The organism is Pseudomonas sp. TWR1-1-4 (genome assembly GCF_049897165.1).
Classification (GTDB): Bacteria; Pseudomonadota; Gammaproteobacteria; order Pseudomonadales; family Pseudomonadaceae; genus Aquipseudomonas; species Aquipseudomonas canadensis.
This window is the reverse complement of sequence record NZ_JAFCVS010000002.1, coordinates 230,633-255,107: the sequence shown is the minus strand read 5'-3', so window position 1 is coordinate 255,107 and position 24,475 is coordinate 230,633. Positions and strand designations below refer to the sequence as shown.

Here is a 24,475-nt window from a genome sequence, read left to right as displayed (position 1 = left end):
CCATGCAAGACATTGAATATACAGAAGAACAAGTAATGATCCGCGACATGGCGCGCGACTTTGCCCGTGGCGAAATTGCGCCCTACGCCCAAGCCTGGGAGAAAGCCTGCTGGATCGACGACGCCCTGGTCGCCAAGATGGGCGAACTGGGTCTGCTGGGCATGGTGGTGCCTGAAGAATGGGGTGGCACCTACGTCGATTACGTCGCCTACGCCCTCGCTGTGGAAGAGATTTCTGCCGGCGACGGCGCCACGGGCGCGTTGATGAGTATCCATAATTCAGTGGGTTGCGGGCCGATCCTCAATTACGGCACAGAGGCACAGAAGCAGACTTGGCTGGCGGACCTCGCCAGCGGCCAGGCCATCGGCTGCTTCTGCCTGACCGAGCCCCAGGCCGGCTCCGAAGCTCACAATTTGCGCACCCGCGCCGAATTGCGTGATGGTCAGTGGGTGATCACTGGCGCCAAGCAATTCGTCAGCAACGGCAAGCGCGCCAAACTGGCAATCGTATTTGCCGTGACCGACCCCGAGCTGGGCAAAAAAGGCATCTCGGCGTTCCTGGTGCCCACCGCAACACCGGGATTCGTGGTGGACCGCACCGAACACAAAATGGGCATTCGCGCCTCCGACACCTGCGCCGTCACCCTCAACCAATGCACAGTGCCCGAGGCCAACCTGTTGGGTGAGCGCGGAAAAGGCCTGGCAATTGCCCTCTCCAACCTGGAAGGTGGACGCATCGGCATTGCCGCCCAGGCGCTGGGCATCGCCCGTGCGGCGTTTGAGGCAGCGTTGGCTTATGCCCGTGACCGCGTGCAATTCAATAAGGCGATCATCGAGCACCAGAGCGTGGCCAATCTGCTGGCCGACATGCAAACCCAGCTGAATGCCGCACGCTTGTTGATCTTGCATGCTGCACGACTGCGCAGTGCCGGCAAACCGTGCCTGTCGGAAGCTTCCCAGGCGAAGCTGTTTGCCTCGGAAATGGCGGAGAAGGTCTGCTCGTCAGCGATGCAGATTCATGGCGGGTATGGGTATCTGGAGGATTACCCGGTGGAGCGTTACTACCGGGATGCGCGGATCACGCAGATTTACGAGGGGACCAGCGAGATTCAGCGAATGGTGATTGCTCGCGAACTCAAGCACTACCAACTGTAGTGAGCGGGCTTGTCGAATCGTCGCACCGCCCGCGCTGGGGGGCGAAGCCGCCCCAACAAAAACGCCGCATTCTGTCTGAAAGAACGCGGCGTTTGGTTTTAGGGCGGCTTCGCCCCCCAGCGCGGGACAAGCCCGCTCACTACAGAGGCACGGTGGTCAGGTTACTTGTCTTTGAACTCAGGCGCACGCTTGGCCACAAACGCCGCCATGCCTTCCTTCTGATCCTGCGTCGCGAACGCTGCATGGAACACCCGGCGCTCAAAGCGCACGCCTTCCGACAGGCTCACTTCAAACGCACGGTTCACGCTTTCCTTGACCATCATGCTGATAGGCACTGACTTGCCAGCAATCAGAGTCGCGACTTTCAGCGCCTCTTCCAACAGCTCATCAGCCGGGACGATACGCGCGACGATCCCGCAGCGCTCGGCTTCTACCGCGTCGATAAAACGCCCGGTCAGGCACATTTCCATGGCCTTGGCCTTGCCCACGGCACGGGTCAGGCGCTGGGTGCCGCCCATGCCCGGCAGTACGCCGAGGTTGATTTCCGGCTGGCCGAACTTGGCGCCGTCGCCTGCCAGGATAAAGTCGCACATCAAGGCCAGTTCGCAGCCGCCACCCAGGGCAAACCCGTTGACGGCGGCAATGATCGGCTTGCGGCGGTTGGCCACGCGGTCGCTGTCGCTGAACAGGTCATCAAGGTAGATCTGCGGGTAGGTCAGCTCGGCCATTTCCTTGATGTCGGCACCGGCGGCGAAGGCTTTCTTGGAGCCAGTCAGCACAATGCAACCGATTTCCGGGTTGGCTTCCAGGCCATCCAGTGCCTGGTTCAATTCACTGACCAGTTGCGCGTTGAGAGCGTTCAAGGCTTGCGGGCGATTGAGGGTAATCAGCCCGACGCGGCCTTGGACGTCGAGCAAAATGGTTTCGTAACTCATGTATCGGCTCCTTAGAGATTGCGTGAGATGACCATGCGCTGGATATCGCTGGTGCCTTCGTAAATCTGGCAGACCCGCACGTCGCGGTAGATCCGCTCCAGGGGGAAGTCGCTCAGGTAACCGTAACCGCCCAGAGTTTGCAAGGCGGCCGAACAGACTTTCTCGGCCATTTCCGAGGCGAACAGCTTCGCCATCGAGGCTTCCACCAGCGCTGGCTTGCCGCTGTCACGCAGGGCGGCGGCGTAATGCACCATCTGCCGGGCGACCGCAATTTGCGTGGCCATGTCCGCTAGGCGGAAGGCCACGGCCTGATGTTCAATGATCGGTTTGCCGAAACTTTCACGCTCACGGGCGTAGTCGCGGGCGGCTTCAAAGGCGGCGCGGGCCATGCCCACCGCTTGTGAAGCAATACCCACGCGGCCGCCCTCAAGGTTGGCCAGGGCAATCTTGTAGCCTTCGCCCTCCTCCCCAAGACGGTTGGCGACTGGCACCTTCACCTCCTCGAACAGAATCTGACAGGTGTCGGACGCATGCTGGCCGAGCTTGTCCTCGACCCGCGCCACGCTGTAGCCCGGCGAATCGGTCGGCACGATGAACGCGCTGATCCCGCGTTTGCCCGCCGTCGGATCGGTCACAGCAAACACAATCACCACCCCGGCGTTTTGCCCAGAGGTGATGAACTGCTTGCAGCCATTAAGCACGTAATGGTCACCTTCCAGGCGTGCACGGGTTTTCAGGCTGCTGGCGTCGGAACCGGCCTGGGGCTCGGTCAGCGCGAAGGCACCGAGCATGGCGCCGCTGGCCAGGGGCTTGAGGAATTGTTCTTTCTGCTGGTCGTTGCCGAACTTGAGGATCGGCACGCAGCCTACCGAGTTGTGCACACTCATGATGGTGGAGCAGGCGCCGTCACCCGCGGCGATTTCTTCCAGGGCCATGGCGTAGGCCAGGTAGCCGGTGTCGCAACCGCCCCACTGTTCCGGCACCAGCATGCCGAAGAAGCCCAGTTCGGCCATTTCACCGATGGCTTCCTTGGGAAAGCGATGCTCGCGGTCCCATTCGGCGGCAAAGGGTTTCAGGCGCTCCTGGGCAAATTGCCGGGCCGCGTCGCTGATTTGCAGTTGTTCGTCATTGGGCAGCATGGTCAGTCCTTAGTACAGGCATTCAACAGCCATGGCCGTGGCTTCACCACCGCCGATACAAATGGCTGCGACGCCACGCTTGAGGCCGTTCTGGCGCAGGGCCGAAAGCAGCGTCACCAGGATCCGCGCACCAGAGGCGCCGATCGGATGGCCCAGGGCACAGGCGCCGCCGTGGATATTGACCTTGGCGTGGGGGATTTCCAGCTTGCTCATGGTCACCAGGCTGACCACGGCGAAGGCTTCGTTGATCTCGAACAGATCCACCTCATCCAGGTTCCAGCCGGTCTTGGTCATCAATTTGCGGATAGCGCCCACCGGCGCCACCGGGAACAATCCTGGCTCATCGGCAAATGCCGCATGCCCACGGATCACTGCCAAGGGCCTGAGGCCACGTTGCTGCGCCTCGGACTGACGCATCAGCAGTAAGGCCGCTGCGCCATCGGAAATCGAGCTGGAGTTGGCCGCCGTTACCGTGCCGCCTTCACGGAACGCCGGTTTCAGGCTGCTGATCTTGTCCAGCTTGGCCTTGGGCGGCTGTTCGTCATGCAGGATGGTTTTCTGCTCCTTGCCCACGGTGACCTGCACCGGAACAATCTCGGCGGCAAAATTGCCATGGGAGATCGCTTCCTGCGCGCGGGTCAGGGACGCAATGGCAAACGCATCCTGGGCCTCGCGGGTAAAACCGTTGTGCAGGGCACAGTCCTCGGCAAAGGTGCCCATCAGGCGGCCTTTGTCGTAGGCATCTTCCAAGCCGTCGAGGAACATGTGGTCCAGCACCTTGCCGTGGCCCATGCGGTAGCCACTGCGGGCGCGGTCGAGCAGGTACGGTGCGTTGGACATGCTTTCCATGCCACCGGCAATCACCACGTCGACGCTACCGGCCAGCAGCGAATCATGGGCCAGGATCACGGCTTCCATGCCCGAGCCGCACATCTTGTTGAGGGTGGTGCAGCGCGTGGCCTTGTCCAGCCCGGCGCCCAACGCCGCCTGGCGTGCGGGTGCCTGGCCGAGGCCTGCGGGCAGGACGCAGCCGAACAGCACTTCATCCACGGCATCGGTGGCGATACCGGCCCTGTCGACGGCCGCACGAATCGCGGCGGAACCCAGCTGCGGCGCGGTCAGGCCCTTGAGGTCACCCTGGAAGCCACCCATGGGCGTGCGCACGGCGCTGACAATAACGATGGGATCGGTCATGGAAAATCCTCCTTACTTGGCTGCCATGCGCAAGGCACCGTCGAGACGGATCACCTCGCCATTGAGCATGCTGTTTTCAATGATGTGCCGCACCAGCGCGGCGTATTCGGCGGGTTTGCCCAGGCGTGGCGGGAATGGCACGCCGGCCGCCAGGGAATCACGGACTTCCGGGGTCATGCCAGCCATCATCGGCGTCTCGAAAATGCCGGGCGCGATGGTCATGACGCGGATGCCAAAACGCGCCAGTTCACGCGCGGCCGGCAGGGTGAGGCTGGCGATGGCGCCCTTGGACGCGGAATACGCCGCCTGGCCGATCTGACCGTCAAACGCGGCAACGGAGGCGGTGTTGATGATCACACCGCGTTCGCCGTCGGCTTTCGCCTCGGTTTCGGCAATGGCAGCGGCCGCCAGGCGCAACAGGTTGAAACTGCCGATCAGGTTGATGTTGATCACTTGGGCGAAGCTGGCCAGGCCATGGGGGCCGTTCTTGCCGAGGATTTTTTCGCCACGCACTACGCCGGCGCAGTTTACCAGCCCATGCAACCCGCCAAAGGCTGCAACGGTGGCCTGTACGGCGGCTTCGGCGGCCGCTTCCTGGCTGATATCCGCCACGCTGCTACGGGCATTCGCGCCCAACTGCTGGGCCTTGGCCGCCACGGCATCGGCGTTGAGGTCTACCAGCATCACCTTGGCGCCTGCCGCTACGAGCATTTCAGCGGTGGCCGCACCCAGGCCGGAAGCGCCGCCGCTGACCAGGAAGATCTTGTTTTCAATCTGCATTGTTATTCTCTTTAACGGTCCGAATCGTCGAAATAGTCGCCCCAGAGCGCCACTGCGGCAATGGTCAAAGCCCTCAACCTGCCTGACTGGTTTGGCCAGTCATCGACCCCGCCGATCAGCCAGTCAGCCCAAGCGATTGGACGGGCGCAGTGCGTGCTTCTAACCTGATGGGCTGCACCAACACAGAAGCTCGCCCCCTGAATGATAGTCCGACCCAAACCCAACCTCCTGGGCATCCTCTTTTCCCTCAAGGGTTCGATAGCCAAGCGCATCGCCCTGCGCAGCCTGTTAGTCACCCTGCTGGCCTCGGTGATCGTGCTGGTGGAAACCCTGCACCCGGCGTATTTTTCCAAGGTCAATGCCACGCCGTTCACCTTGCTCGGGCTGTCGCTGTCGATCTTCATGAGCTTTCGCAACAACGCCTGCTATGACCGTTGGTGGGAGGGCCGCAAGCAACTGGGGCAGATGATCATCGATGTGCGCTCGTTGATCCGCGAAACCCAGGTGCTGCGGGACCCGGCCGAGCGTGCGGGTTTGCTGCGCAGCGTGTGCGGCTTCGCCCATGGCCTGGTCGCACGGCTGCGCCATGAAGATGAAGCCCAGGCCATAAAGCCGTGGAGCCAGTTCCAGGCCAACCATCCCAACCTGCCCGACAACCTGCTGCAACAGGTCGGCGCACGGTTTTGCGCATTGGCCGAGCAAGGCGTGATCAGCGAATGGCGCTACACACAGTGGGAGGCGCGCCTGGTCAGTCTCAGCCAGGTGCAGGCGTCCTGCGAGCGGATCAAGAGCACGCCGCTGCCCTTTCCCTATACCTTGTTGCTGCATCGCACTATCTACCTGTTCTGCATCTTGCTGCCGTTCGCCATGGCCGAGCCGTTGGGTTGGTTGACGCCAGTGTTCACGGCCATCGTCAGCTACACGTTTTTCGGCCTCGATGAAATCGGTGATGACCTGGAGGACCCGTTCGGCTTTGACGAAAACGACCTGCCCTGCAATGCCCTCCTGCGCACTCTGGAGCGCGAAGTATTGGCCGCCCTCGGTGAAACCGATCTGCCACCGCCTTTGGAGCCGGTGGAATACGTGCTGACCTGATGCGGGTTTGACACCTGCCGTGGTCTGACCGAAGCTGACGGCTTTGCTGCCCACGCTTTCGGACGCCTGCATGTCAAAGTCACGCCGTTACTCCCTCGTCGGCCTGTGCGCCCTGTTGTTGATTGTGCTGATCACCTGGTATTTCTCTCGCTCCACCCCGGTGGCTGTAGCGCCCGCTATTGCCCATGGTTACTCCAAGGCCCTGAAACAGGCGCGTAACGGCGAGCCTGGGGCGGCGCGGGTGTTGTACCAGCAACTGGGCCGGCCGGACCTGTCCCCCGAGCGCCGCGCTGCGTTGCATGCTGAGTTGCCTAACTATCCCAGTCCCCAGGCCCTGAAGCTGGCAGACAAAGACTTGGCCAGCGAGTCGCCCCTGGTGCGCGAGGCCGCCATTCACAGTATTGTCGGCCTGGTCCCGACCGGTCAGCGCACGCTGTTGCTCGGCCCCGTGCTGGACGATCCCGAGGAGGAGGTACGGTTTGCCGCCGCCAACGCGTTGCTCGGTTTATCGCCAGATACCTTGGGCCTCTATTTTGGCCCGTTGCAGCAGGTACTGGACGAGTTCGTGAAAAAACTCAAGGCCCAGCCCGAAACGGCCGAAGGCTGGATTCAACTGGCACGCCTGTACATCCACAGCGCGCTGTTGCCGGAGGCGCAAAATGCCCTGGAACAGGCGATGCGCCTGCAGCCAGACAACCTGCAAGCCGTCGTCGCGCAGATCGAACTGCTGGATAAACAAGGGAAGACCGATGAGTCCCGCCAGTTGCTCGCGCGTCAGTTGTCCGCGCACCCCGAGTCGGCCTACCTGCAGCACGCGTTGGGCATTTGGCTGTTGCACCACGGCGAGCGGCCCTATGCACTGCTCGGTCTGTCCAAGGCCGTTGAGCTGGAACCGGACAATCAGGACTATCGCTACGACCTCGCCACGACCCTGCACGCCCAGGAAGAACTGGAGGCGGCCCAGCGCCAACTGGAAGAAATCATCCAGCGCCACCCCGCCAATCGCAAGGCACGGGTGTTGCTGATCAATTACTGGAAGGAAAGCGGTCAGTTGCAGAACGTCCAGGTCCTGCTGGCGCAGCTTGAGCAACAGAATCCGGATGATCCGGCGTTGCAGCAAGGCCTGTAGGTCCAGGCTGAAAACGTGTAAACCCAAGCCATCGTTGCACAAACTTTACGAAACGTTGAACCGCTAAAGGCCACTACGGTCAAGTAAATATGGCGCACCAAGAGCGGCGCGCCCCTCTATTTGAACGTGACCTGAGGGCACTCCTTGTCTACATCCAACGAGCTGTTCAGTGAAAAGGCCGCCACCGGCATCGAAGGTCTGGATGACATTCTTTCCGGGGGACTATCGCGCAGCCACCTGTTCCTGCTGGAAGGTGAACCAGGCACCGGTAAAACCACCGTCGCCCTGCATTTTCTGCAGGCGGGCGCAAAGAGCGGTGAGACTTCGTTGTACATCACCTTGTCCGAGACCGAACGTGAACTGCGTCAAGGTGCCAAATCCCACGGCTGGGACTTGGACGAGAATATCCATATCTTCGAGCTGACCCCACCGGAAAGCCTGCTCAACGCTGAACATCAGCAAAGCCTGCTGTATTCCTCGGACTTGGAACTGGGCGAAGCCACGCGGCAAATCTTCGAGGTGGTTGAGCGGGTCAAGCCGACCCGCGTGGTCGTCGACAGCCTCTCCGAGATCCGCCTGCTGGCGCAGAGTTCTTTGCGTTATCGTCGACAGATCCTGGCGATCAAACATTACTTCGTCCGTTATGACGCGACCGTGCTGCTGCTGGACGACCTGACCACCGAATCCTTGGACAAGACCGTGCACAGCGTGGCCCACGGGGTGATTCGCCTGGAAGAACTGACGCCCAACTACGGCGCCGAACGTCGCCGGGTACGGGTGGTGAAGTACCGGGGCCAGAAGTACCGTGGCGGCTTCCATGACTTCACCATCATGCGAGGTGGTGTGCATGTGTTCCCGCGTCTGGTCGCGGCCGAGCACCGTGGCGGCTACAACCGCGAGACGCTCACCAGCGGCATCCGCGAGCTTGATTCGTTGCTTGGCGGCGGCATCGAGACGGGCTCCAGCAGCCTGATCCTCGGCCCGGCCGGTACAGGCAAGTCGCTGATCTCGATGATTTTCGCCGCCGCCGCCGTGGCCCGTGGCGAAAAAGCCGCGCTGTTCATCTTTGATGAAGAGTTGGGCTTGCTGTTCGAGCGCATGAAGAACATGGGCATCGACCTGGCGGCCTTGCAAGCCACCGGCAATCTGCTGATCGAGCAAGTGGACGCCGCTGAACTGTCTCCCGGCGAGTTCTCCCACCGCGTCCGGCGTTGCGTGGATGAGCGTGGGATCAAGACTGTGGTCATCGACAGCATCAACGGCTATCAGGCCGCAATGCCGGAAGAGAACGCACTGATCCTGCATATGCACGAACTGTTGCTGTACCTGAACCGCAGAGGCGCAGCCACCTTCATGACCGTCGCCCAGCATGGCCTGGTCGGTGACATGCAGGCGCCAGTCGATATTACTTACTTGGCCGATACGGTGATTCTGCTGCGTTACTTCGAGGCACTCGGCGAGGTGCGTCGCGCCATCTCGATTATCAAGAAACGTACCGGCTCCCATGAGTCGACGATTCGTGAGTACCGCATCGGCAGCCGTGGCATGACCGTGGGCGAGCCGTTGAACAACTTCCAGGGTGTCCTGCGCGGCATTCCCACCTACATGGGCGCCGGCTCGCCCCTGCTCAAGGACATGGGCTAGTGACGGTCGTGACACCTGTCTCCGAGCGCGCGATCATCCTCGCGCCGCTGGGACGTGACAGCTCGCTTGCGCTGATGATGCTCAATGAGGCCGGTTACAGTGGCATCATTGCCAGCGATCTGGGCACGTTGTGCGAGGCATTGGAGCACGGCTGCGGTTTGCTGATCATCGCCGCCGAAGCGCTGCGGGGCGTTGACCTCGATCCCTTGCTGGAGCATTTGCACCAACAACCTGCCTGGTCAGACTTGCCTATTGTCCTGATGACCCACCACGGCGGCAGCGAACAGAACGGTTCATCCCGGTTCAGCGGCTTGCTGGGCAATGTGACGTTCCTGGAGCGTCCGTTCCATCCGGTGACGCTGATCAGCCTGGTCAGCACCGCCCTGCGTGGGCGTCGTCGGCAATACGAAGCACGGGACCGCCTGATAGAACTGAGTGAAAGCGAACTGCGCCTGCAGCGTACGTTGGAAACCCTCGAGCAACAGGTCGAAGAACGCACTGCCCAACTGCGTCACAACGAAGATGCGTTGCGCCAATCGCAGAAGATGGAAGCGGTCGGCCAGTTGACCGGCGGCATCGCCCATGACTTCAACAACATGCTGACCGGCATCATCGGCAGCCTGGAGTTGCTGAGAAGGCGTGTGTCCCGGGGCAAACTGGACGACCTCGACAGCCTGATCGACCTCGGCGTTACCTCGGCCAATCGTGCCGCCGGCCTCACCCACCGGCTGCTGGCGTTCTCCCGCCGCCAATCCCTTGATTCAAAACCTGTGGAGATCAACCAACTGGTCACGTCCATGGGTGAGCTGCTGCAACGCAGCATCAATGAAAGCATCGCCCTGGACATGCGCCTCACCGGCCACCTGTGGACCGCCGAGGCCGACCCCAATCAGTTGGAAAGCGCCCTGCTCAACCTGGTGATCAATGCGCGAGACGCCATGCCCAACGGCGGCAGCCTTACCGTGGAAACCACCAACCGCCACCTCGACAACGTGTTCACGGCCGCTTATGGCACCTTGGAACCCGGTGACTACGTCGAATTGAGTGTCAGCGACACGGGCTGCGGTATTCCGGAAAGTGTGATGGGGCGTGTATTTGATCCGTTCTTCACCACCAAACCGATCGGCCAAGGCACGGGCCTGGGGCTATCGATGATCTATGGCTTCGCCCGCCAATCCCACGGCCACGTCATCATCCACAGTGAAGTTGGCAAAGGCACGACTGTCAGCCTGTTTCTACCTCGATTCATCGGGGAAATCGTCGCGGACGTGGCGGCCGACGCGGCGCTGCTGCCTTTCGCCAATGCGGGAGAAACGGTGTTGATCGTCGAGGACGACCCCGCCGTGCGGGTATTGGTCAGCGCGGTGCTCAAAGAGTTGGGCTATGGCTTTGTCGAGGCCGGTGACGCCAACACTGCGGTGCCGATCATCGAATCCGATCAGCGTATCGACCTGATGATCAGCGATGTCGGCCTGCCTGGCATGAACGGCCGGCAACTCGCCGAAATAGGCCGGCATATCCGCCCTGACCTCAAGGTGCTGTTCATCACCGGCTATGCCGAACACGCGGCCGTGCGTGGTGGTTTTCTGGACCCTGGGATGCAGTTGATCACCAAGCCGTTCACCTTTGATTTGTTGACGGCGAAGGTGCGGGAAATGATACGGGCGCACAACACAGAGGCAGATCCTCCGCGGACGCAAAGCAATAACAAGTAATAGAGTTTTCGCATTTGGCCGGAATCGATCAAGGGGATAGCGGTACGAACGATTACCACGGGTAATCAGAATCTGTACCCAGTGGGCCTCAGTTCCCAAGATCGAGTCCAAATGCCATGACGATTACGAATAGTTTATCGCGCACCTCGCTGTTGCCTCTCTCCACTCATACTGAGGCGCCTGTAACACAAGCACGCTCTGAAGCCAGACGCGCAGACGTACCCTCTCCGGCTGGCGATGGGTCGTCTCGTGCCCACGGCGATAGTTTACTGGCACAAAACTATGGCAAGGCGTTGAGCGGTTTTACAGGCGTCCCCGTCAACGACAATGCGATTATGGTTGATGTCCCGGCGCACTCCACGTTCGGACAGTGGTGGAAGCAGTTGGGTGATGCCGCTCAATCGCCCGACTTTATTGCATGGAGACGTGACAGCAGTGCAACTGGCACGATCAAAATACTGCCAGCTGCCGGGCGAATCTATTTCCAAACGACAGCGCGTGGTACAGACATCGCCGGAAACGGGGACCCAGCGTGGGCCGCAGTCAGAGGTCCGCTGATGGAAGCCGGTAGGGCCGTCTCCAGCAGAAGCCTGCCCTTCAGCCCGCCACACCCAACGAACATCGATCGCGCACCGGCCTGGCTGGTTGGGCAGTTTTACTTCGAACAGGCGCTGCACTCACCTTCCGCTTTCCAGCAACGCGCAGCCGAGTTGGAGCGCGACAAATCCTTTTCGACGCTGGATCCCGTCGCGTTTTCCAACGTCCACGAGCAACGCAGTGAAGACGCACTCAACCGCCAGAAAACCCTGCTGGGAAATACTCACGACCGGCACACGGCCGCCAAGTTGTTAAGGGAACTGGGTGAGGAGCTGAAGTCAGGCACGCGTGAAGCCTCCACCCTTTCCCAGTATTTGAGTGGGACCCCTTTCGAGGCTCATCCCGACTCCTCATACACCCAAGACTGGGGGCGCGCGGGAACTGGCTTGCATACCCTTGAAGATTTCCTTGAGTACCATGGAATCAACCTCCCCGGGACTGCTCAAGAGGTGGAAAACCTCAAAATTTACCTGCTGACACCCACCCTCCACAGCCCGATCAATGGCAACTATGGTGGGGCCTTGTCCTGGCCTCAACCCCTTGATGCAGGCAGCCAGCGCCAATTGTTGGCGTTTTTGCTGCACGGCAATGTGGGCGATCTGAACGTCGGGACCACCGGTGGAGTGCTGGAGGCATTGATGCAGGGTGTTGCCATAGATCCGTCCGAACTGCGCAAGCCGCGACAACTGATTGACCGGCTCATTCAGTCACCCAAGGGCCAGGCACTGGGCACTGCGATCCAGGCCAAGTTCGACACACTGTCAGTCAAAGGCAGTATCAACGACTGGTTATTGGCTGCCTTAAACGTGAACGTAGGGGATCTACTGACCCAGCGTGCCTTACCGCAAAAGCACATCTCGGGCTTTGACCTCGCTGGCCAGCAACTCAAAGGCAAGCCGTTATCGGGAACGCTCCAGCGAGTGGCCGACCACTTGTACTACCGCGTACGTGAGGCCTCATCTCCCGAGAGGGCATTGGTTCAAGCACATTTGCGATTGGCCTCGAAGGCGCCGGAGTTACTGGTGAAGGATATTCCGCCGACGCTCACCCACGGCTCTCCGGCCCACGTGAGCTTTAGCACGGCGGTGGCCCGTATCGAGGCGCAGGCGCCTGGTGCGACGGCGACGATGAGTTATGCGGACGTGATGATGTCGGGGGACATTGCGCCCGTCTCCGATGCCCAGCGCAAGATCGAATACGTCAGCCAGTACGAGGCGCTCAAGGAGTGGGGTCTTACTAACAGCATCGTCACAAGCGTCACGTCGCCTGCGGACATGGCAACAATCACCGATGCCTATAACGCGCAAGTAACCGAGTTGCGCGGCGCGTCCGAAGCACAACGTACGCTTGCACCTCCTTCCCGCAAGGAGCTTGCCCTGGCAGCGTTGCGCAAGGCACTGGGGGATGACGTGCGCCTGGAATTGAAATGCATATTGCTCGACAAATACGACAGGGATCGAGAAGGCCCTTATTCGCTTCTGGACCTGTACATGGAAAACATGCTCCATAACCCGCCAAAAGCGCCGAATGTAAGGGGCAGGTCCAATGGGACCAACGCCTGGCGACTCGCCTCTTATAAACCGCCGACCAGAGGCCGTGGCCGCTCCGAGGTCAATACGCCAAACTTCACGATTGAGGATGTACTGAGTAAGACCAAGGACCTGAAGAACATAAACACAGAGTTTGCGACTCAATACAAAGCCTTTGGCCTTGCTCTGGACAAAAGTGTCGAAACACAAGTCAAGAACTTGATTGCGCAGTTGCCCCTGGAAGATCGCAAGAATATTGAATTCGGAAGTATTTCTGCCTTCAGCGAGATGAGAGGTGTGCCAGATCTTTTACGTACGCGCGGCGAGGCTAAGGTACCGGTCAAGGAGGGCAAGCCTGTTCTGTTGAAAGTCATACGCGACGGAATCCCTCACACGTATGAACTCAATGTTCAGAAAAACACGCTCGAAAAACGCCTGGACCTGGGTGATTTTCCATCCGGCATCCAGCCCGGCCCTTTTATTTACGACGGCGTGCCACTTAACGTCAATACGCCTTATAGGTCCATGGAACCCGTCGCCCTTTCCATTCGCGACGACTTGAGGCAAGAAACAGCGGATGGCGCAGGGCCATTGAATAGCTTCGCAAGCCTGAGAACAGCGCTGATCGGCGTAACAGTTGCCAAACATACCAGCACATGGCGATCACTCGAAGCCCAGGCCCGTGGTCTCACGACGTTTGAGTCCGAAGTGCCGTTCTACAAGAAACTGGGTGAGATCCTGCTTAACCTGATCCCGTTCAGGTCGGCTATCAACAACTTCATCAATGGCAATATCGGGGAAGGCATCATTGACTTGTCCCTCGATATATTTGGCGTACTGACAGTCGGGGCTGCCACGGCTGGTAAAGTGGCGAAAGCGGCATCCAGTGCCGCCTCTGCGGGAGGCAAGGCCTTACGGATAACAAAATCCATCGGCCTGGGTGCGGTCAGCCTGGTGAACCCGCTTGACGGTACCGTGGATTTATTGCGAGCGGGTGGACGTGGTGTGGTGAGCGCCGGAAAACGCGTCATCTCCGATGCGGCTCAAGACATCCGACAATTGAAAGGGTTGAACAACTACGATTTAGTGGCCGCAAGCAAACAATTTGATGCAGCTGCGGTGGGAACTTACAAGGCAGGCGGGTCTGTTTCCAATGGCATTGCTGTGCTTCAGGATAATAAATGGTATGCCTTTGATACGGACTCCCTGCGTCCCTATGGCAAAGCACTGGATGACTTCCAACCGTCTATTCGGGGGAACGCACGTGAGCTTGGCGCTTGGGAGACTACCGTTACGTCTCCATCAGCGGCATCTATCCAAGCGCGAAGAGAGTGGGGACGGTTGCTCGATACTCACCAAGGCGATGGGGTGCCCAGTGCAGCGTATAAGCGGGGGTACGATCAAGGCGATCCGCAACGTATTGAGGGCTACACCAACGGCATGAAATCAGAAGACGTCATAAAGCTGGCGATTCGTCCCGGCCGAACGGCAGAGGAAGTCGGTACGTTAGTCCGTCAGCAGGAAAGACTGGCCGTCCAGCATGGGTTCAAGGGCGCACAGATGTTCGACACGCATGTAAATTCCGTGGGCGGCGCGTTTACCCCAGTTCCTCAAACGCTTTACCTTAGCCAAACCAACCCGCTTTCCCAGGGGCAATGTGCAGGCCTTTCACGGGCCTTTGCGTCCGCCAAGGCAGAGGGTAAAGAGCGGATCTTTCTTGACAATGTATATGCCGCAGCTGCAAATCCCACAGAAGAAGCATCAAGAACATTCAAGCGATCGTTGGCTCGACTACAACAATCCGTGGGCCACCCGGATACGATCCACATCGGCAAGGCACCCCACCAAGTATCCTATCAAGACATGATGAAAGATTTGGCGCGCGCCGACGGTAACAAGACCTTTATGATCGAGACACCTGACCACGCAATGCTGGCGGGTGTGACGTCGGATGGCACAAATAAAACATTCTTTTTTTACGATCCCAACTATGGCGTTGCGGAGTTCTCGAGCGAAAAGATGATGCGTCGCGGCTTGGATAGAATATTCAATGACAAGAAACTTCCGGCGCCCTATAAAACGCACAGCGCCGATCGGAACAGGCTTGAATTCAAGATCAGTGAGTTCGAGGCGTCGTGGATGAGCGCCGCAACCTTTGACACCCGTAACGTCAAAGGGCTTTATGACAAGCGCATTACTGTGCTGAAACCGACCGGCACCACGAATGGAATCCCGACAAGGGAGGCGGCGATTACGAAGCCCCAAGGTGACACTCCCCCCGCCGCCACCTTCCACGAAGTCCACATGTCGGACTATATAAATGTCACCGCCACAGACTCCACCTCGATAATTCGCACCAGGGGGATCAGTGATTGCACGGCCATTGCCGTACTTACCGACCTCAAAGAGGGGATCTACGGCAAGCGCACATTGATGCACTTTCAAGGCGGCGTTCCAAGTACCGAACAATATCGTGTACTCAAAGAGCTGGATGCATCCTTGGCGGGTGGCGGAAAAGTGATTTTCGTGGGAGGCGATCTAAGCAGGTCCACCTCCGGGCTGGGCAGTGCGCTAGGGCAAAGCCATAACGGTGAGACTGTGTTACTGAACATCATGAAGCGACAACCCGCCTCCGCCACGATCGCCACCGCCTCCGGCATTGATGTCAAGCCAGATGGGACGTTTGACCTGATCGAAGGCGGGCATGTGCCTCAGGTGCTTGATTCTCGCGCCAAGGCTGAGGTGTTTGACCGCGCGGACTGAGTCCATTGATTGACACAAGGACGTGTCACGCCAACAACCGCTGTATATGCTCCTGCAACGTATCCAGGTCAAACGGCTTGGCCAGGATAGGCGCGTTGCGCGTGATCGGGCTGTTGCAGTCGAGGATTTCCTGCGGGTAACCGCTGATGAAAATAACCTTCAATTCCGGTCGCAACTTGATCGCCGGCTCGGCAATCTGCACGCCGGAAATCCCGCCCGGCAAACGGTAGTCCGTCACCATCAAATCCAGGTGCGGCTTGGTCGCCAGGATTTCAAAGGCTTGCTCCCCATTGATCGCCTTCAATACCCGATAGCCCAGGCCAGCCAGGTATTCACCCAGCACAAACATAATGGATTCGTCGTCCTCGACGATCAGTACGACATCTTGTGCATCTTCACTCATGGGAGGCCTTAGTCCGGTCAGTTGCTGCAGTTACGACCATGGGGTCACGCAGAGGTTGCGTCGAGGTGACGATTGAATTCATGCCGCGGCCTGCAACGGCAGGCATACCCGGAACAAGGCGCCCTCGCCTATCTGGCTCTCGACCTCGATGGTGCCACCATGGGCTGCAACGATCTGCTCGGAAATGAACAGCCCGAGGCCCAGGCCCGCAGCCACTTGGCTGGCGGACACGCGCTCAAACTGTTGGAAAATACGCTTCTGGTTTTCTTCGCTGATGCCGATCCCATGGTCGCGCACCTCTACCCGCGCCTCGCCATGCTCGCTGTACACGCGCACCTCCACCGGGCTCTTGGCCCCGTAGCGCAGGGCGTTGGTCAGCAGGTTGGTCACCACCTGTTCGATACGGAACTCATCCCAGTTGCCTTCCACCGGGCCTTCGGCAACCAGTGTCATGGAAGAATCCGCTGCGGCGACCTGGGGGGCGAAGTTCTCCACCAGATTGCTCACCAATTGGGTCAGGTCGAAGTGGGCCGGACGTATTGACAGCTTGCCGGTGCGGATGCGCGAGACATCGAGCATGTCTTCGATCAGGCGGATCAGGCTCTGGATCTGGCGTTCATCGCGGTCGACCATGGCGTGCATCTTGTCCAGGGTGAACGCGGCGGCATTGTCACGGGCCAGGTGCATCTTGCGCAGCTGGGTCTCGAGGATCAGGCCGTTGAGGGGCGTACGCACTTCGTGGGCGACGATCGACATGAAGTCGTCACGCATGCGCACGGCCTGCTCCAGCTCGGCCTGGGTCGCCTGCAGGCGCGTCAGCAGCAGTTCCTGCTCGCGACGGCTGCGCTCCAGGGCCTCGACCTGTTGCTTCATGGCCTTGCTTTGGCGGAACAGGTCGACGAACACGTTGACCTTGCTCTTCACCGCGTGAATATCCAGCGGCTTGTGCAGGAAATCCACGGCGCCGCTCTCGTAACCCTTGAACGCGTAATTGAGTTCGCGGCCGGCCGCGCTGACAAACACGATCGGGATGTTCTTGGTTTTCTCGGTACCGCGCATCAATTCGGCCAGCTCGAAACCATTCATGCCGGGCATCTGCACATCGAGAATCGCCATGGCGAACTCATGCTCCAGCAACAGGGACAAGGCCTCGTCGGCACTCAATGCCTTGAACACATGGCGGTCCTCGCGCTTGATCAGCGCTTCAAGGGCCAGCAGGTTTTCCGGCAGATCGTCGACGATCAGCAGTTTGGCCTGGACAGTACTTAACATGGGGAATATTCCAGGGAAGCCAGCAATGAGCCAATGTGGCTCAGCGTCAGAATGTGGTCGGGTGTGTGGAGCGCCAGGGCTGCAAGGGGCATGACGGCAACGCGTGCTTCTGTGGGCTCTTGCACCACAGTGGTTCCACCTTGTTGCTTGACATGGGCCAAGCCGCGCGCGCCGTCGTGGTTGGCGCCGGTCAACAGAATGGCCAGCAAGCCCTTGCCATAGGCATCGGCGGCGGATTCAAAGAGGTAATCAATCGCCGGCCGCGAGTGGTGCACGCGGTCTTCCTGGCTCAAGGACAGGCTGCGGTCATGCTCTACCGAAAGGTGATAGCCAGGGCCGGCAAAATACAGGGTGCCCGGCTTGATCACTTCCTTGTCACGGGCTTCCACCACGGGCATGGCGACGCGGCGGTCGAACACTTCAGCCAGTTGGCTGCGACGCTCGTCCGGCAAGTGCAGCACGGTGATGATCGGCAAGCCGAAATCGGCAGGCAGCTCGGCGAAAATCGTCAGCAACGCCTCCACGCCACCGGCGGAGGCGCCGATGACGATCGCTTCTATGCCCCGGACCGATGCCGGGCTGGCAGCCGCTTGATTCATAGTTTGCGGTAGATCCGTTCCTGTTTGACCAAGGGTTCGAACTGTTTGCCGTAGGCGGAGAAATCCAGGGTCTCCTTGCTGCCCAGCACCAGGAAGCCGCGATGGCACAGCGACTCATGGAACAATCCAAACGCGCGATCCTGCAATTTTTTATTGAAATAAATCAGTACGTTACGGCACGAAATTAATTGAGTTTCTGAGAATACACTGTCGGTCGCCAAGCTGTGATCGGCAAAGGTGACATTTTCGCGCAGCGTTTTATCGAATATCGCGTAATCGTAAGCCGCGGTGTAGTAGTCGGCAAATGAACGTTGTCCACCGGCCTGCTGATAGTTGGCGGTGTAGGCGCGTACGTTCTCCAGGGAAAAAATACCCTGCTTGGCCTTGTCCAGGGACGCCGGGTTGATGTCGGTGGCGTAGATGATCGTACGCTCCAGCAAACCCTCCTCGCGCAGCAGGATGGCCATGGAGTACACCTCCTCGCCCGTGCTGCAGCCGGCAATCCAGATCTTGATCGACGGGTAAGTCTTGAGCAGCGGTACCACTTCCTGACGGATCGCCAGGAAGTGCGACGGGTCACGGAACATCTCGCTCACCGGAATCGTCAGGAACTGCAGCAACTGCATGAACGCCGCCGGGTCGTGCAGCACACGCTCCTGCAAGGCGGAAATGGTCGCACAATCGAACTGGCGCAAGGCATGGGCCACGCGCCGCTTCACCGACGCCCCGGAGTAATCGCGGAAGTCGTAGCTGTACTTGAGGTAAATCGCCTCGATCAACAGGCGCAGCTCAATGTCGCTGCTTTTTTCCAAGAAACTTCGCTCCACTTAAATGCGTTCCATCTTCGGTAGCCAGACGCGAATCAGTGAGAACAGACGGTCCAGATCAATCGGCTTGGCCAGGTAATCATTGGAACCGGCCGCGAGACAGCGCTCCTGATCGTCCTTCATGGCCTTGGCCGTCACGGCGATGATCGGCAGCTTCTTCCAGCGTGGGTCCTGGCGGATCAAGGCGGTGGCCTCGTAACCGTCCATTTCCGGCATCATCACGTCCATCAGCACCAGGTCGATATCCTCGACTTCATTGAGTTTGTCGATGGCTTCACGGCCATTACGCCCGATCACCACCACTGCACCTTTGTGCTCCAAGGCGCTGGTCAGGGCGAAGATGTTGCGCACATCGTCGTCCACCAGCAGGATTTTACGCCCCTCAAAGACCTTATCTCGGCTGCGGGCGGTCTTGAGCATCTTCTGGCGGTCATGGGACAGCTGGGATTCGACTTTGTGCAGAAAGAGTGTCACTTCATCCAGCAAGCGCTCCGGCGAACGTGCACCTTTGATGATGATCGAGCGCGAATACTTGCGCAGCTCAGCCTCTTCATCGCGGGTCAGGTTGCGCCCGGTGTAGACGATCACGGGTGGGAATGAGCAGATGTCCTCGGTCGCCATGCGCTTGAGCAGCTCGTTGCCAAGCATGTCTGGCAGCTTGAGGTCGATGATCATGCAGTCGTAGATATTCGTGCGCAGCAGGTCCAAGGCAGCCTGGGCGTAGCCTACGTCGGTGATCTCGATGTCATCGTCGCCGATCAGGCGCGCAATGCTGTCGCGTTGCAGGTCATCGTCCTCAACCAGAAGCACGCGCTTGACCTTCTGGGTCAGCTTGGCTTCCAGGCGCGCGAACACGTCCTTGAGCTCTTCGCGAGTGGTCGGCTTGACCGCATAGCCGATGGCGCCCATGTGCATGGCGGCTTCGACGCGGTCTTCCACGGAAATCACGTGCACCGGGATATGCCGGGTGCTGGCATGTTCTTTCAGGCGTTGCAGCACGGTCAGCCCGGAATGGTCCGGCAGGCGCATGTCCAGCAGGATCGCATCGGGTACGTATTCCTCGGCCAGGCTGTAGCCTTCGTCCGCGCCGTGGGCCACCAGGCAGTTGTAGCCCAGCTCATGGGCCAGGTCGAAGAGGATACGGGCGAAGTTCGGCTCGTCTTCCACCACCAGGATGCAGCGCGTGGTGAACGGCGCCTTGTCGCGGTCGTCGGCAAAGCGCGGGATCAGCTTGGCGTCGGCCACTGGCATCGGGGACACCTTCACGGGTGTCGGCGCAGGCGTCACCACCACTTGGCGCGGTTGTTCGATGGGGGCAGCGTCTTCTTCGCGCTCGACATACTGTTCCGGCAGGATCAGCGTGAAAATGCTGCCCTTACCCGGCTCGCTGGTCACGCTGATGTAGCCTCCCAGCAAGGTCGCCAGGTCGCGGGAAATCGACAGGCCCAGGCCGGTGCCACCGTAGCGACGGTTGGTGGTGCCATCCGCCTGACGGAAGGCTTCGAAGATGCTTTCCTGCTGATCCGGCGCAATGCCAATGCCGGAATCGCGCACGGCAAAGGCAATGCCCTCCCCCGGTGCGCGGGACACTGACAGGCTGACCTCGCCCTGTTCGGTGAATTTGACCGCGTTGGACAGCAGGTTCTTGAGGATCTGCTCCAGGCGCTGGCGATCCGTGAACAACATGCCCGGCGCGCCTTCCTGCACCTCCACCTGGAAGGCCAGTTTGCGATCGGCCGCCAGCGGCTCGAACATGCCACGCAGGCCGTCGACAAGGCGTGCAACGCTGGAATTCTCCGGTCGCATTTCCAGCTTGCCGGCCTCAACCTTGGAGATGTCGAGGATGTCGTTGATCAGGTTGAGCAGGTCATTACCGGCGGAGTAGATCGACTCGGCGAACTTGACCTGTTCAGCGCTGAGGTTTTCCTGGGGGTTCTCGGCCAGCAGCTTGGCCAGGATCAGCGAGCTGTTCAGCGGTGTACGCAGCTCGTGGGACATGTTGGCGAGGAATTCGGACTTGTACTTGCTGGAACGCTGCAGTTCTTCAGCGCGATCTTCCAGCTCAAGTTGAGCCTGGTTCAGTTCAACGTTCTTGCGGTCCATGGCGTCACGTTGTTCGGCCAGGGTTTCGGTCTGCTCGGCCAACTGCTCGTTGGTCTGCTCCAGCTCCGCCTGCTGGGTTTCCAGGTGGGCCTGGGATTCCTTGAGGATGCGTGACTGTTCTTCCAGCTCTTCGTTGGCGGTCTTGAGCTCTTCCTGCTGCACTTGCAGCTCTTCGTTGAGCTGCTGTGTCTCGGCCAGCACTTCCTGCAAGCGCTGGCGATAGCGGGCGGCTTCGATGGAGGTGCCGATATTGCCGGAAATCAGCTCCAGGAGCTCGACGTCGCGCTCTTCCAGAGGGCGCAGGAACCCCAGCTCAAGCACTCCGTTGACCCGCTCGTCATTGTTGGTCGGCACCACCAGTACACTGCGGGTAGCGCTTTCACCCAGGCCGGAGCTGACTTTGAAGTAATCCACCGGAACGTCATCCAGGCGAATCAGGCGACCCAGGTTGGCGGACTGCCCAACGATGCCCTCGTCGCTGTAGATCGACTGTTCCTGCTGCTCCTGCTCGCGGGAGAAACCATAGGTGGCCACGCGCTTGAGGCCGCCATGTTCTTCACGCACGTACAGCGCGGCGACGACCGAGCCCATGTACTGGGCAAAGAATTGCAGGATATTGCGGCCCAGCATGTTCAGGGTGAGCTGGCCGAGCACCTGCTCGGCCAGTTCGGTCTGGCCATTGCGCAGCCAGGCTTGTTGTTCCAGGCGCCGCGCAATCTTCTGTTGTGACGCGAGGTTATCGCTGTAACTCTCTGATAATGAGATTAAATTCTTGCGTCCGATGTAGGCCAGAAAACCACTCAACCCCAGTACGAACGCCAAGTACAAGGTGACACTGATCACCGTGGTACGGGTAACCTCTTCATTCCGGGAGATGCGGAACTGCTGCTCCATCGCCACCGCGTCGTCGTATTCCTTGCGGATCTCGTCCGTCAGGCGCTTGCCACGACCGGCCTTGACGGCGCTGCGGTAGTCACCGCTCTCACGCTGCATATCAATCATCGACTGGGCGTATTTGTTCCACTCGAGTTGCAGGGCTTCCAGGCGTTTGAGGCGATCCACCTGTTGTGGGTTGTCGGCCACCAGGTCCTGCAAATTGCGCAAATCGGCAATGATGCGCGGCTTGGCCACTTCGTAAGGGTCGAGGAAATGCTCGTCACCCGTGATCAGAAAGCCGCGCATGCCGGTTTCCAGGTCGACGGTCAGCTTGGACGACTCATTGAGGTTATTGATCACCCGATCGGTGTGTTCAACCCACTGGATCACCGACAACAGATAGGTGATCAGCACTACGAAGAACACCGCGCTGAGCACGCCCACACTCAAGGGCAGCGCGACGTTTCGGCTCAGGAGGTTACGAAAGCTCTTTTCATCGACGGACGACGCTGGAGTCATGGGCATGCCTTGGCCAAGTGTGGAAAAACCGGGAGTTTGCCCCAAAGTGGCTGGCAAGACCATTTTTCTGGAACGGTTTTGTACTGATTCCTATAAAAGAACAGGCTATTCTCTATGGCTTTTCTATCGCATTGTTTTTACGGCCCGCGGGAACTTGTCATGAGTGCGCGCTTACTCAAGGAAGAGGCCTGTCAGAACGGCCGCGTGTAAACCCTCGTCTTTTTTTGGGAATTTCATATTATGTCCGCAGTCACCTCCACCATCCTTGTCGTCGAAGACGATGACATCGTGCGCATGCTCATCGTCGATGTCTTGGAGGAGTTGGAGTTCACTGTGCTGGAAGCAGCCAATGCTGAAGAGGCGTTGGCGCAGGTGCAGAACACCGATAACACCATCGACCTGATGATGACCGACGTCGGCCTGCCGGACATGGACGGCAAGCAACTGGCGACCAAAGTGCGCGCATTGCGCCCTGCACTGCCCATCCTGTTCGCCAGCGGTTATGCCGAGAATATCGACGTGTCTGACGGCATGCAGCTGATCGCCAAACCGTTCTCGATCGATCAATTACGCGACAAAGTCAAATCGATGCTGCCAAAGCATTAATGCCCGTTCGCTATTGAGTGCCGCCTGCATGGGCGGCATTTTTGCGTCAAACGTACAGAGATTAACGTGACCTTCGGCCAAGAAAACCGGAAACTCAACGCCTCCCCGCGCCACTCAGCCCTATTCTTCAAAACGCACTCACGAAGGACGCAACGACATGATTGGAAAACCGACGCGCCTGCTGTTGGCGAGCCTCTCGATACTCATGAGCACCGGCGTCTGGGCGGACTTCACCGCCACCCCAGGCGAAGCCCGGGCGATCGCCAAGGAAGCCTATCTATACGGCTACCCGGTCGTTGAGATGTACAAGACGCTCTATACCCAGGCCGTTGATCAAGGTGGCACAGGTTTCAAAACGCCGATTAACCGTATTAGTCACTCCGCTCAGGTGCTGGGGCCTAAAGACACGTCGCAACTCAAGCCCAACCCGGACACGCCCTACTCCTTCGTCTGGATGGATCTGCGCAGGGAGCCACTGGTACTGACGTTGCCCCGGATCGAAGACGATCGGTATTACTCAGTGCAGTTGATCGATCTCTATAGCCAGAACATCGCCTACCTGGGTACCCGAAACACTGGAAACAATGGCGGCCACTACATGATCGCGGGGCCTGACTGGAAGGGTCAGCAGCCGGTGGACATAGACCGGGTGATCTATAGCGAAAGCAACCTGGTGTATGCGCTCTACCGCACGCAGTTGTTTGACGAAAAAGACCTGACCAAAGTCAAACAGATCCAGAACGGCTATAAGGTGCAGCCGCTGAGCGGCTACGTGAAACAACCTATGCCGGCCAAGGTGGCTAAAATCGAATGGCCCAAGCCCACGGCAGCCATGACAGACAGCCCGCAACTGTTTCGATACCTGAACTTTATGCTGGCCTACGCAAAGCCTCAGGACAGCGAGAAAGACGTGCTGGCTCGCTTTGCCAAGATCGGCATCGCGCCGGGTGAGCCGTTCAAGGTCGGCCAACTGAGCGCCGAACAACGCAAAGCCCTGGAAGACGGCATCGCAGACGCCAAGGCCGAGTTTGCAGCGTTCAAGAAAGACAAGCTCGATACCCATCAAGTAACCAGTGGTGAACTGCATGGCAGCCGTGACCGCCTGAAAAACAATTACCTGTATCGGTACGCCGGGGCCAACCTGCGCCTGTTCGGCAACTCGCCAGACGAAGTTGCCTACCTGACCTACGCGGTCGACAGCGAAGGCAAGCCGGCCAACGGTGCGCGTCACAGCTACACCGTCCATTTTGCCAAAGACCAACTACCGCCGGCCGATGCGTTCTGGTCACTGACCATGTACGAGGCCAAGACCGGGCAATTGGCGCCCAACCACAAGAAACGCTACCTGATCAATTCGCGGATGCTGCCTAACCTCAAGCGTGATGCTGACGGTGGGCTGACCCTGGCGTTGCAGCACCACGAGCCGCCCAAGGCGGAACAGAGCAACTGGTTGCCCGCACCGCCTGCGCCCTTCTATGCCGTACTGCGCATTTACCTGCCCAAGCCGGAGGTGGCTAACGGCCAGTGGAAACTGCCGCCGTTGACGCCGCTCAAGTAACGCTGCCTGGCCGGCGGTTGTTTTCACAACACGCCGGC

Annotated in this window: 17 protein-coding genes; 8 read left to right on the top strand and 9 right to left on the bottom strand. The window is 59.4% G+C overall.

What is annotated here, in order from left to right; all coding sequences use genetic code 11:
• The first annotated feature begins 2 nt into the window (after positions 1-2).
• The gene (locus ACP7C6_RS05895) at positions 3-1,154 is read left to right on the top strand and encodes an acyl-CoA dehydrogenase family protein (protein ID WP_426108408.1); all 1,152 of its coding nucleotides are present in this window, start codon (positions 3-5) and stop codon (positions 1,152-1,154) included.
• 161 nt (positions 1,155-1,315) lie between these two features.
• Here ACP7C6_RS05895 and ACP7C6_RS05890 read toward each other — a convergent pair whose 3' ends face one another.
• Genes ACP7C6_RS05890 through ACP7C6_RS05875 form a run of 4 tightly spaced genes read right to left on the bottom strand, consistent with a single transcriptional unit; the run spans position 1,316 to position 5,202 of the window.
• Positions 1,316-2,089, bottom strand: a complete 774-nt coding sequence (locus ACP7C6_RS05890; RefSeq protein WP_033902889.1) for an enoyl-CoA hydratase — start codon at positions 2,087-2,089, stop codon at positions 1,316-1,318.
• 11 nt (positions 2,090-2,100) lie between these two features.
• Positions 2,101-3,228, bottom strand: coding sequence for an acyl-CoA dehydrogenase (locus tag ACP7C6_RS05885; RefSeq protein WP_122685042.1), 1,128 nt, complete (start codon positions 3,226-3,228; stop codon positions 2,101-2,103).
• Positions 3,229-3,237: 9 nt separating this feature from the next.
• Positions 3,238-4,422 carry an acetyl-CoA C-acyltransferase gene (locus tag ACP7C6_RS05880; RefSeq protein WP_028616180.1) on the bottom strand — a complete coding sequence of 395 codons (1,185 nt, stop codon included), beginning with the start codon at positions 4,420-4,422 and terminating at the stop codon, positions 3,238-3,240.
• Positions 4,423-4,434: 12 nt separating this feature from the next.
• Complete coding sequence (locus ACP7C6_RS05875) at positions 4,435-5,202, bottom strand: SDR family NAD(P)-dependent oxidoreductase (protein WP_426108407.1); 768 nt, start codon at positions 5,200-5,202, stop codon at positions 4,435-4,437.
• A 201-nt stretch (positions 5,203-5,403) separates the two neighbouring features.
• On the opposite strand from ACP7C6_RS05875, the gene ACP7C6_RS05870 reads away from it, so the two are divergent.
• The 5 genes from ACP7C6_RS05870 (at position 5,404) to ACP7C6_RS05850 (ending at position 15,674) form a co-directional block, all read left to right on the top strand.
• Positions 5,404-6,297, top strand: a complete 894-nt coding sequence (locus tag ACP7C6_RS05870; protein WP_028616182.1) for a bestrophin family protein — start codon at positions 5,404-5,406, stop codon at positions 6,295-6,297.
• A gap of 70 nt (positions 6,298-6,367) precedes the next feature.
• Positions 6,368-7,426 carry a tetratricopeptide repeat protein gene (locus ACP7C6_RS05865; protein WP_028616183.1) on the top strand — a complete coding sequence of 353 codons (1,059 nt, stop codon included), beginning with the start codon at positions 6,368-6,370 and terminating at the stop codon, positions 7,424-7,426.
• 144 nt (positions 7,427-7,570) lie between these two features.
• Complete coding sequence (locus ACP7C6_RS05860) at positions 7,571-9,070, top strand: ATPase domain-containing protein (protein ID WP_236318941.1); 1,500 nt, start codon at positions 7,571-7,573, stop codon at positions 9,068-9,070.
• A complete protein-coding gene (locus tag ACP7C6_RS05855; protein ID WP_426108406.1) occupies positions 9,070-10,785 on the top strand; it encodes an ATP-binding protein in 1,716 nt (571 codons plus the stop codon). Before ACP7C6_RS05860 ends, ACP7C6_RS05855 begins: the two co-directional genes overlap by 1 nt.
• A gap of 116 nt (positions 10,786-10,901) precedes the next feature.
• Positions 10,902-15,674 carry a hypothetical protein gene (locus ACP7C6_RS05850; protein WP_426108405.1) on the top strand — a complete coding sequence of 1,591 codons (4,773 nt, stop codon included), beginning with the start codon at positions 10,902-10,904 and terminating at the stop codon, positions 15,672-15,674.
• 25 nt (positions 15,675-15,699) lie between these two features.
• On the opposite strand, the gene ACP7C6_RS05845 is transcribed toward ACP7C6_RS05850, so the two are convergent.
• The 5 genes from ACP7C6_RS05845 to ACP7C6_RS05825 all read right to left on the bottom strand — a co-directional run bounded on the left by ACP7C6_RS05845 (position 15,700) and on the right by ACP7C6_RS05825 (position 22,273).
• A complete protein-coding gene (locus tag ACP7C6_RS05845; protein WP_027605876.1) occupies positions 15,700-16,077 on the bottom strand; it encodes a response regulator in 378 nt (125 codons plus the stop codon).
• Positions 16,078-16,155: 78 nt separating this feature from the next.
• Positions 16,156-17,349, bottom strand: a complete 1,194-nt coding sequence (locus ACP7C6_RS05840; RefSeq protein WP_426108404.1) for a hybrid sensor histidine kinase/response regulator — start codon at positions 17,347-17,349, stop codon at positions 16,156-16,158.
• Positions 17,343-17,948 (bottom strand): chemotaxis protein CheB, encoded by a 606-nt coding sequence (locus tag ACP7C6_RS05835; RefSeq protein WP_426108403.1) that lies wholly within the window; start codon positions 17,946-17,948, stop codon positions 17,343-17,345. The genes ACP7C6_RS05840 and ACP7C6_RS05835 overlap by 7 nt, the downstream gene beginning before the upstream one ends.
• On the bottom strand, positions 17,945-18,775 hold the full coding sequence (locus tag ACP7C6_RS05830) for a CheR family methyltransferase (protein ID WP_012724198.1): 831 nt from the start codon (positions 18,773-18,775) through the stop codon (positions 17,945-17,947). Before ACP7C6_RS05830 ends, ACP7C6_RS05835 begins: the two co-directional genes overlap by 4 nt.
• Positions 18,776-22,273: a response regulator gene (locus ACP7C6_RS05825; RefSeq protein WP_028616190.1), complete on the bottom strand. Its 3,498-nt coding sequence runs from the start codon at positions 22,271-22,273 to the stop codon at positions 18,776-18,778.
• Positions 22,274-22,513: 240 nt separating this feature from the next.
• Here ACP7C6_RS05825 and ACP7C6_RS05820 point away from each other — a divergent pair, with 240 nt between their 5' ends.
• Entirely contained in the window at positions 22,514-22,879 is a 366-nt protein-coding gene (locus tag ACP7C6_RS05820) for a response regulator (protein ID WP_426108402.1), read from the top strand.
• Positions 22,880-23,036: 157 nt separating this feature from the next.
• Positions 23,037-24,437, top strand: a complete 1,401-nt coding sequence (locus ACP7C6_RS05815) for a DUF1254 domain-containing protein (protein ID WP_068933120.1) — start codon at positions 23,037-23,039, stop codon at positions 24,435-24,437.
• The last annotated feature ends 38 nt before the right edge of the window (positions 24,438-24,475 follow it).